The organism is Psychrobacter sp. AOP7-C1-14 (assembly GCF_052376135.1).
Classification (GTDB): domain Bacteria; phylum Pseudomonadota; class Gammaproteobacteria; order Pseudomonadales; family Moraxellaceae; genus Psychrobacter.
On record NZ_JBQSVH010000009.1, the window covers coordinates 88,552 to 98,027 of the forward strand.

Sequence of the window (9,476 nt, forward strand, 5' to 3'; positions counted from 1 at the left end):
AGGTCTAAGGTTAAGACTTAAATATAATTACATTTATAGAGAAAATATTGGGAAATAAATGCATAAAATAGATTGATAATAAGAGCAGAACTTGCAACACTTGATAAAGAAAATTTAAAGCAAATAATATACTTTTGCTTTGATTTTAGTACTTATGTCTTCAACCTATTCACACCTTTTAATGTATTTATACTCTTTGCGGTAGCCCATATATGGCTGTATCGATATCCCATCTAGGTTACAAAAAAATCTCTCAAATGATTTTTGAGTGGCAGGCTGCTGACAGAACATCGCTGATGGCTCTATTTATCGTGTTAGAAGTGTCATTGCATTGGCTATGGTGCTTGTATGTCTGGTGGCAGCAAGATGCATTAAATACCTATGTAAATATGCCCTATCTATATCCATTATGGCTCGGGATAAGCTTTGTCGGACTGTTCTTTTTATGTATGGTCAAAGGCTTGTTTCACTCAAGCAACGATGACGAAGTTGTTTTATGTAGATGGCAGATAGCTTTAGTTTTGGTATATACCGCTTACATTTCTACTGTTATTGTGATGATAGGGTACAGTAGTTTGTTTGCGGGCGTGTCGCTCGTCGGTGGCGCTATGCTAGGTATGATGTTGATCAAGCGCCGCTACGCTTGGCGTATGTTCTGGCTACATATTATTGTAATGTTATTGGCTATTATGTCTCCTTACTGTGGTATTAGCCTGCCTAATTTACGCCAATTGACTGTCATTCATCCCATGCTTGAGAATCATAATTATTTAATTCACAACGAGATTATGGCTACTGAAAATGCAGTGGCTGCGTTAGCCTTTAAGAATAATATCTTAAATTGGGATAGTATCAGCCAGCTACAGCGCTCATCCGTATTTTTCTGGCGGTCGACTCATTTGTATTTAGCATTGCCAAAAGCGATTTTTATCGTTTATATGTTTCGTGCTTTGCTATTGGTGTTAGATGATAGTCGGTTTGAGACCCTGCGACATGCTAATCAGGATGAGCTTACTCAGCTTAAAAATCGCCGCTACGGTTTGAAGAAAATGAAGTATGCTTTGGCAACAGTACGAGAGCAACAAGACTTAAGTGTCATGCTCTTAGATTTGGATTGGTTCAAGCAGATTAATGACAACTATGGTCATGACGTAGGTGATCAAGTTTTGATTGAAATCTCACAGACGTTATCGCAATCATTAACGAATAAGACAATCATTAGCCGCTATGGTGGTGAAGAGTTCTTGGTTGTATTGCCAGATACGAAGCATGATAGTGCTATGTTGATAGCCGAACAATTGCGCCTAAATATTGCTGAACATGTTATGAAGATTGAAGGTCTGGCTGATTTCAATGTGACAGCAAGCTTTGGATTATATACTTTAACTCACGAAGAGCGAGCTTGTATTGTTCAAGGGTATGAAACGATCATACAGCAAAAGACCACAGCTCGAACGTCGCCCTTCATTAAACCGATTGCTACTCAGCGCGCGGAAAGCCAAATCGCCTCAATGCAAAAGCTGCCTAGTGATATCTGCCAGCGTTTAATCAGCACTGCGGACAAAGCTTTGTATGAAGCGAAACACCGTGGTCGTAATCAAGTTGTCAGTGCCAATGAAATGTGGGCCGAAAAAGAAGGTGGTAAGCAATCGCTTTACAAAAACCGTTAGCCTTTAATAAATAACCATACCGATAAAACTGTACAGGCGTTATCGGTATGGCTTATATTCTATTGATTAGTCCAACTTAGATGCCAGTTTAATGCCATCAAGACGCTAAGTGCTGTACTAAGCTTGCAAGCACACTGGTGGCAAAGCTACCCGTAGTCAAAGTAAAGTTTAATACCAGCGTCTGATCGTCCGACCATTCCCAGCCTAAGGCCTCAAGCGGCAGGCGTAGCGCACGTCGCTGTGCTTTGATATCGCGCTGCTCTAATCCAGTTGCTAGTTGCATAAGTAGTGGACTGTGTTGTACTACCTCGGTCTCTAAACCTGCGGCGCTACCAGAGACCTTGTCGTTGCCCGTGCCCCATAGCACGGCAGTTGGGTGGATATCACCACTATCAATACGAGCATACAACGTGTCATCTAGTGCCTCACTGGTGAATATCGATCCTGAGCCGTCCAAGTTGAACACTTCGCCGGCTAGCCCTGTATTCCAGCTACCGTCACGAACCCGTGCCGCTAATATCTCATTAAATATCAAACTACGTGCAGCAGACAATTCCATCGTGTTTTGCTCGCGCGGCGCACGTTTACGTTTGCTCTTTTTTGGTTGCGGGCGTTTTTCTGGCACTGGACGTGCAAATAATCTCAAGGCTTCTCTAACATTATTACCATTACGTCCAAAACGCTGTGGACCAAAATAATTGGGTACGCCATTTTCACCAATGTGCTTCAAATGCTGCTCGACGCGTTGCTTAGCAGATAATGATTGCTCAGATGATGCAGTGTTTTCGTCACTAACGCTCGCAAACTGAATATCGCGTAAAGTAATAACAAATTGATTGGCACGATGCGTACCGCGATTGAGCTTTTTATTATGCCAGTGCTGCGCAAGGATAGTGACAGATTCATTTGCACCAATGTCCACTGGTGCAAACTCAGCAGGTGGTAATTGCTTCTTTGGTATCCGCAAACTGAACCACTGGGTCGTCAATGCATGACGGTCTTTCAACCCCGAGTAGCCGACATCACGCAATGGAATGTCTGCCCATTCTGACAATAGTTTTGCCAGATAAGCAGTATTCATGCCTGATTTTTCGATATGTAGCCATAGATGTTCACCTTCGCCAGTAAAATCCAGTGGCAATAGCTCATTGACGATAAAATCAGTTGTCTTGGCTTTATAAGTCGCTTGCTGTATGGGCTGCAAGCTTGGCTGTGGTAACTTCTCGGTATCTGTAATAGCGGTGATATCAATATGAGCCAGATCAGTTTGCTCACTGGCATCTTGATTAATAGCGACCACTTGGCTATCTAAACTGACTTGAGGAGTAGTAGTTATTTCGTTTCGATTATCTTGAGAAGTCATAAGGTCGTCTTTTATTTTGTTTATTAATAATGATGAGCAGTAAAAAGAGCACGGAAAGCAAAGTCGCATAATTACGTTTTGCAACGCAGCAAACATACAAAAAAACATCGTGTGCAAGGCGCTCTTGCTACTATCAATGTATAGCATATTAAAAATAATAGGATAAGTTGAATTTGTCTGGCGGTTACGGTCATTTTCAACCTACTGTCATTAGACATCATTATAACTGTTAAGGAAGCATTATGACCAAGGCGATGATCAATACAGTCACCATCAGCAAAGTGGATATTCCAAGTGGTGGCATGAAATCTTACAAGCAAGACGACGATAGTATCATTTTAATCACTCGTGATGACGATGAGTTCCGAGCATTTGATGGTAAGTGCCCCCATGCTGGTGCAGATTTAGGTAACGGTCTGCGCTGTGGTAATCGAGTAGTCTGTCCTTGGCACCATGCGAGTTTTGATACCAGCGATGGGTCACTACTAGAGCCGATCGCAACAGAAGGTTTGACTCAATATAAGCTCACTCATGATGGTGACAGTTTGATGGTCGATACCTCAACTGAGGTAATAGGGCAGGTCGAAAATGACAAGTTAACTGATACCCATACTATTATCATTGGTGGCGGCGGTGCAGGATTTATGACGGCTGACCAGTTGCGTCAGGGTGGTTATGGCGGCAAGATTACGTTGATTAGTAAAGATGACAAGGCACCTTATAATCGTCCATTGTTATCTAAGGCGTTTTTGGCAGGAAACATGGATGAAGATAAGTTGCTGTTAGGCGGTGCTGATTGGGCGAATAACAACAATATTGAGTTACGTCTAAACCAGACGGTCAGCGAAGTAATCCCTAACGAGGCGACAATCATCGTAGAAAATGAAGATGGAAACAGCGAACGACAGACTGCAGATTTTCTAGTGGTGGCTACAGGTGCGTCGCCTGCCATTCCGCCTATTACTGGGGCAGATGTTGATGGCGTCTACACATTGCGCAGCATGGCAGATGCCAAATTGATCAAAGCGGCCAGTCATGACCAGCGTGTGGTAATCATTGGTACAGGGTTCATCGGTATGGAAGTTGCCTCTGCATTAGCGCAGGCAGGTACGACCGCTTCTATCACAGTAGTGGGTCAAGACAATCGCGTGATGGGCAATATTGTCTCAGAGACTGTGAGTAATGCATTAATTAAGCTACATGAAGAAAAGGGCATAAACTTTGTATTTGATGCAACTGTCAATGAAATTACCAAGGTTGACCGTCAAGTGGACAGAGATGAAGATGATCAGGCTTTCTCAAATGTAGGCGGTGTCACGCTGGCGAGTGGTGAGCATATTGATGCCGATATCGTGGTCTTGGGTACTGGTGTCTCTCCACGTACCGAGATATTGAGTGAAGTTAATGACCCAGATGGCGTACAAGTCGATGCGCATTTACAGTTGCGCGATGGCGTCTATGCACTAGGCGATATTGCAAAAGCTAGCAATCAAATGGGCCGTATGCGTATTGAGCACTGGCGCGTGGCTCTGCAGCATGGCATGGTTACGGCTGCTGCGATATTAGGTCATGATAATGTCGAGTCGTTAGAGGCACGTATTCCTTTCTTCTGGACCATGCAGTATGGCAAGAGCCTACGCTATAGCGGTCATGCAGCGACACCTGAGTTCAATATCTTATTTGGTACGCCAGATACGCTTGACTATATCGAATACTATTTCGATGATGAAGACGAGAATACGCGGGCTAGTGCAGCAAGTACGCTTGGACGTGACAAAGAGTTGGTCGCGTTCTCTGAGCTATTGCGCCGTGGTCACGCGCCGACACGTGCGCAGCTCAATGCAGGATTTAATATGATTGAGCAAGCACAGGCGTTATCGCGCTAGTACTATTAAGCAATACGTATTAATATTTAGGCTGGCTTAGGAATCTAAGTCAGTTTTTTTTATAGTCAAATCCATATAAATCCGATACATCGTCATCCTCGCTAAGTATACTCATGTATAACTTGCACTCGGTTTTCTTGTATCGAAATTATTTGAATTCAACTATACGTAGACAAAAAAGGAAGAATTATAATATGAACAACGATAATATAAAAAGCAGCAATATGAACGTAGATCACTTTGATAAAGAGTCGGTATTCCTACGTGGAGCGACATTGGATGATATTGGCGCACTTGAGCAGTTATTAAATTGCTGCTATCGGGAGACAGCAGGCTGGACCAATGAAGCCGATTTGATAGGTGGTATTCGAACCACTTCAGCCGAGCTAGCTGCCGTGATTAATGATCCTAATCACTATTATTTTGTCTATCCAATAACGACAACGGGCGACCGTAATGGAGAAGAAACAGGTGAGATATTTGGTTGTATCGCTGTCGATATCAAAACCGATGCTGACTCAAATAAAAAAGCTTATATCGGTATGTTTGCGGTGCATCCTGTGCTACAAGGAAAGGGTGTAGGCAACGTGATTTTACAAGCGGCTGAGACTTTTGCAAATCGTCATTTACAGTCATTGAATCAACCAAGTCGTCTGACCATGTCTATTTTAAGTCATCGTCCTGAGCTTTTGGCTTACTATCAGCGCCGTGGCTATCAATTAAATGGTAATAAAATGCCGTTTCCAAACGATGGTAATAATGGCGAACCAAAGCGTGATGATTTAGAGCTATTAGAACTAGAAAAAATAGTTAGTTAATCAGGTGGTCAAATGGAAAGATATTGAAAAAACAATCTATCTCACTTAACCCCAAAAGTATCCAAAGGTCATAAATAGCCCCACGCTCAATAGTAAGAATGCCACGATGATTAAGCGCTTGAACCAGTTAAATGCTGGCAAGCGCGTAGTATTGTCATCAGACATGAGGTAAGCAAATAAAAATAATAGGCTTGCTGCCAACGTCATAATTCCGATACCAATCGGTAATATAAAAAGGTACACCTGCCACACAGTCATCTCTCAACGGTCAGTATTAACCGCATCATAGCAGCAACAGGATTGCGCTGTCAGTAGGCCTTACTTTAAATTTTTCAAAGCGAATGATTTATAGAAAGCACAGTAATCACAAGTGCCATATGAAAGTCGTCAAGGTGTTTTAGGTATATGAAGACATATACTTGTAACAAGACTGACAATAAAAAAGGATGCTCACATGGCATCCTTTTTTATAATAGCTAAGACTAACCAGAGAATCTAGCGCGCTTAACGCATGGTCACAAACTCTTCTGAGCCAGTTGGATGGATGGCAACGGTATTATCAAAGTCAGCCTTGGTTGCACCCATTTTGATAGCGACTGCAAAGCCTTGAATCATCTCATCGACACCAAAGCCAATACCATGTAGGCCAATAACTTTTTCATCATCGCCCAAGCATACCAGTTTCATCATACATTTTTGACGATGCTGAGTCACCGCGCTATACATAGAGGTAAAGGTCGATTTATAGCATTTGATGTTTTCTTTGCCATAGCGCTCTACCGCATCGATTTCAGACAGGCCAATCGTGCCGATAGCAGGGTGAGTAAAGATTACCGTTGGTATCAATGAGTAGTCTAAGTGCTCATTTGTCTTGTTATTAAACAAACGCTCTGATAAGCGGCGACCTGCGGCAATCGCTACTGGGGTTAGGTCAACACTGTTTTCGATAATATCGCCAACGGCGTAGATATTCTCAACATTGGTATTTTGGAACTTATCGACTTTGATTTTGCCAGTCTCAGTCGTCTTGACACCAGTTACTTGCAGATTGATACCGTCTGTTGATGGCGCACGACCAATGGCCCAAATCAAGCAATCTGTCGTATCAAGACTACCGTCTTTGGTATATAACGTCAGGCTGTCGTCTTCGTTTTTATCAACCTCAGTGAGCGTGGTATTGGTATGTAACTGGATACCGTCTTGCTCCATTTCTATCAGCAATGCCTCTACCACACTGTGGTCAAATGCGCGCAGCGGTGAGTGTTGACGCACATATAGATGCACCTCAGCACCGAGACTATTTAACACGCCTGCGATTTCGACAGCGATATATCCTGCGCCCACAATTGCCACACGTTTTGGCAGGTGATTCAACGCAAAGAAACCGTCAGAGTCGATGCCGTATTCTGCGCCTTTGATATCTGGCTGGATCGGATGACCGCCCGTAGCAATCAAAATATGGTCAGCAGTGATCAGCTCGCCATTAACTTCTATAGTGTTGGTATCAACAAATTTGGCAAAACCTTTGATAACTTCTACGCCATTTTTGGCCAGGTTATTATCATAAGAGCGGTGAATGTTTTCGATATATTGTTGACGGCTCTGTACCAGTTTTTGAAAGTCAAAACCCTTAGCGTCAACATCAAAACCATAGTCTGGCGCATATTTATGGATGGCTTCGGCTACTTGCGCGCCATACCACATTACTTTTTTGGGAACGCAGCCCAAATTCACACACGTGCCGCCCAATTGATTGGCTTCGATGATAGCGCATTTTTTGCCATAGCTCGCCGCACGGTTGATTGATGCGATGCCGCCGCTACCGCCACCAATGGCGATATAGTCATAATGTTTGGTCATAATACGGTCTCTTTATTAAGTTGTTATTGATGCTGCTTCCGACTTCACTGTAATGGGTCTTATCATCCATCTTACAAGTTTTTTGCAGTGAGTGTATATCGAATCGCTTGAATATAAACAGTATTTGGTCAAGAAAAGCTTAGCATTTAGATATGTAAATCTTCTCAAGCCCATTCAGACGATAGGGCGACGTCTATAAAATAACAGTCCCGGAATAGATAAGCCAAGCACCAATCCCGAGGTCACAAACAATGCTTCAAACAAATAGCCCATCATTTGGCCAAATAATTCATCCGAAAAACCAAAATAGCCAATCTGTACCATACTAACCATTGCTTTATAAGCAGCGATACCAGGCATCATACAGATGACACTAGGTGAGATAAGCGCTTTGGGCGGTAAGGTATATTTCTTAGAAAAATATACACCCAAGAAGCTGGCTAGCATCGCCCCAAAAAAGCTAGCAACCACGAGATGGATATGCTGATGGACAAGAGCGGTCTTTAATCCGAAGCCAAACGCCGTCATCAGTAAACAAGGCAATATATAGCGTCTGGGCACACTAAACATCAGCGTCCAACCAAGGGTGATAATGCAAGACAGTACGACGGTTTCAACAAACCACATCTTAAAACCCCCAGTGCTGTATTTGCAGTAAAATCAGTGCCATCACGATACCAACGCACGCGGATAAAGTAAGCATATAGGTAAAAACAGCACGCCCAACGCCAATATTGACATAGCCTTTTAAGATATCGGACAAAGAGTTAATCAACGGGAAGCTGGGCACCAGTAGCAGCACACTGGAGGCAACGGCGATATCGGCATTATTACCAATATCAAAGTAGTAGGTCGTTGCCCCAATCAGTGAGGCGATAAAAGCCGTCACAATGACAGTGATAAAAGGGTTAAAGTGATGCTTGGATAGATATATACGAGTAAACATCGCCACCATACCAGCGATGAATGTCACCGCCGTAATCGACCAACTACCACCATTAAGGTAAGCAAATGCTGCACAGGATGCGCCAACAAACAAACTGACTGACCACGTCGGGTACACGGTCTTATCCAACTCATCAAAGGCCAGAGTAGTGCGGTTAATTAATCCATCATGATCGATAGTAGCTTCAGTTTTATTAACGATTTGCTGAATTTGTACCAGTAGGTTGACATTGATGCTTTGATTGATTGTATCTCTAGTAGTAGTGATGCAGCGCTCGTCACAAATGGTCGTTAAGGTAATGGCATTAAAGTTCAGCGAACATTCGACACTGTTCATCCCCAAGGCGATGCCTAAGCGTTTGCATAAATCCACCACCACGGCAGACTCAGCGCCATATTGCATAAGGAGTAAGCCACAGCGCACGCATAATCGAGTAATGTGCTGCTGCTTTACGTAGCTGATAGAAGTCATGGATTAGATACGCATGTTGGTTAATATTGTTACGTTATTATAAAGGGTCTGGAAGCTGACGCGTAGGCATTATCAGAAAAACCATTAAGTGATACGATACAGTATAAGCTTTTTTGGCAAGGAGCATAAAATGCATATCGTTACTTTGACACTGACGTTTTCATTGCCCGGCTGTGGCTCATTAAAAGAAAAACAACAACGCATGGGCGGCTTGCACGCGCGCTTTGGCAATACGCCAAGTATCGTGGTCTGTGAAAGCGGTGAGCGTGATCGGCATGATGCCAGTGAGTGGACGTTTGTGATCGTTGGCCTGTCTAAACGTGAAGTCGAGTCGCAATGTAGTCAGATTGAGGAAAAGCTAGAACGTGCGGTAGATGCTCGGGTGATGAATGCTGAGAGGGAGTTTATTTAATTAAAAGAGGAGCTAAACTGCATCAAAAATTAGCTCTTTAGTATTGTTGT

9 protein-coding genes are annotated in these 9,476 nt (G+C 43.1%); 4 read left to right on the forward strand and 5 right to left on the reverse strand.

The window, feature by feature from the left end; translation table 11 throughout:
• Positions 1-212 precede the first annotated feature (212 nt).
• A complete protein-coding gene (locus tag ACT3QN_RS08185; protein WP_444522872.1) occupies positions 213-1,670 on the forward strand; it encodes a diguanylate cyclase in 1,458 nt (485 codons plus the stop codon).
• Positions 1,671-1,767: 97 nt separating this feature from the next.
• Here ACT3QN_RS08185 and truD read toward each other — a convergent pair whose 3' ends face one another.
• Complete coding sequence (gene truD / locus ACT3QN_RS08190; protein ID WP_444522871.1) at positions 1,768-3,033, reverse strand: tRNA pseudouridine(13) synthase TruD; 1,266 nt, start codon at positions 3,031-3,033, stop codon at positions 1,768-1,770.
• 242 nt (positions 3,034-3,275) lie between these two features.
• Between truD and ACT3QN_RS08195 the strand changes: the two genes are divergently transcribed.
• Together ACT3QN_RS08195 and ACT3QN_RS08200 are read left to right on the forward strand one after the other, a co-directional pair.
• Entirely contained in the window at positions 3,276-4,919 is a 1,644-nt protein-coding gene (locus ACT3QN_RS08195) for an FAD-dependent oxidoreductase (RefSeq protein WP_444522870.1), read from the forward strand.
• A 194-nt stretch (positions 4,920-5,113) separates the two neighbouring features.
• Positions 5,114-5,737, forward strand: a complete 624-nt coding sequence (locus ACT3QN_RS08200) for a GNAT family N-acetyltransferase (RefSeq protein ID WP_444522869.1) — start codon at positions 5,114-5,116, stop codon at positions 5,735-5,737.
• Positions 5,738-5,782: 45 nt separating this feature from the next.
• Here ACT3QN_RS08200 and ACT3QN_RS08205 read toward each other — a convergent pair whose 3' ends face one another.
• The 4 genes from ACT3QN_RS08205 to ACT3QN_RS08220 form a co-directional block, all read right to left on the reverse strand.
• On the reverse strand, positions 5,783-5,944 hold the full coding sequence (locus ACT3QN_RS08205; RefSeq protein ID WP_444522868.1) for a hypothetical protein: 162 nt from the start codon (positions 5,942-5,944) through the stop codon (positions 5,783-5,785).
• Positions 5,945-6,241: 297 nt separating this feature from the next.
• Positions 6,242-7,597 (reverse strand): glutathione-disulfide reductase, encoded by a 1,356-nt coding sequence (gorA, locus tag ACT3QN_RS08210; protein WP_444522867.1) that lies wholly within the window; start codon positions 7,595-7,597, stop codon positions 6,242-6,244.
• 174 nt (positions 7,598-7,771) lie between these two features.
• Positions 7,772-8,224: a threonine/serine exporter family protein gene (locus ACT3QN_RS08215; RefSeq protein ID WP_444522866.1), complete on the reverse strand. Its 453-nt coding sequence runs from the start codon at positions 8,222-8,224 to the stop codon at positions 7,772-7,774.
• 1 nt (position 8,225) lies between these two features.
• Positions 8,226-9,014, reverse strand: a complete 789-nt coding sequence (locus ACT3QN_RS08220; RefSeq protein WP_444522865.1) for a threonine/serine ThrE exporter family protein — start codon at positions 9,012-9,014, stop codon at positions 8,226-8,228.
• Between the two features lie 130 nt (positions 9,015-9,144).
• On the opposite strand from ACT3QN_RS08220, the gene ACT3QN_RS08225 reads away from it, so the two are divergent.
• Positions 9,145-9,426, forward strand: coding sequence for a DUF503 domain-containing protein (locus ACT3QN_RS08225; protein ID WP_444522864.1), 282 nt, complete (start codon positions 9,145-9,147; stop codon positions 9,424-9,426).
• Positions 9,427-9,476: the final 50 nt, after the last annotated feature.

Excerpts from the sequence above, each read along its gene's own strand:
- ACT3QN_RS08185 (WP_444522872.1), top strand. The coding sequence starts at position 213 with ATGGCTGTATCGATATCCCATCTAGGTTACAAAAAAATCTCTCAAATG.
- truD (WP_444522871.1), bottom strand. The coding sequence starts at position 3,033 with ATGACTTCTCAAGATAATCGAAACGAAATAACTACTACTCCTCAAGTC.
- ACT3QN_RS08195 (WP_444522870.1), top strand. The coding sequence starts at position 3,276 with ATGACCAAGGCGATGATCAATACAGTCACCATCAGCAAAGTGGATATT.
- ACT3QN_RS08200 (WP_444522869.1), top strand. The coding sequence starts at position 5,114 with ATGAACAACGATAATATAAAAAGCAGCAATATGAACGTAGATCACTTT.
- ACT3QN_RS08205 (WP_444522868.1), bottom strand. The coding sequence starts at position 5,944 with ATGACGTTGGCAGCAAGCCTATTATTTTTATTTGCTTACCTCATGTCT.
- gorA (WP_444522867.1), bottom strand. The coding sequence starts at position 7,597 with ATGACCAAACATTATGACTATATCGCCATTGGTGGCGGTAGCGGCGGC.
- ACT3QN_RS08215 (WP_444522866.1), bottom strand. The coding sequence starts at position 8,224 with ATGTGGTTTGTTGAAACCGTCGTACTGTCTTGCATTATCACCCTTGGT.
- ACT3QN_RS08220 (WP_444522865.1), bottom strand. The coding sequence starts at position 9,014 with ATGACTTCTATCAGCTACGTAAAGCAGCAGCACATTACTCGATTATGC.
- ACT3QN_RS08225 (WP_444522864.1), top strand. The coding sequence starts at position 9,145 with ATGCATATCGTTACTTTGACACTGACGTTTTCATTGCCCGGCTGTGGC.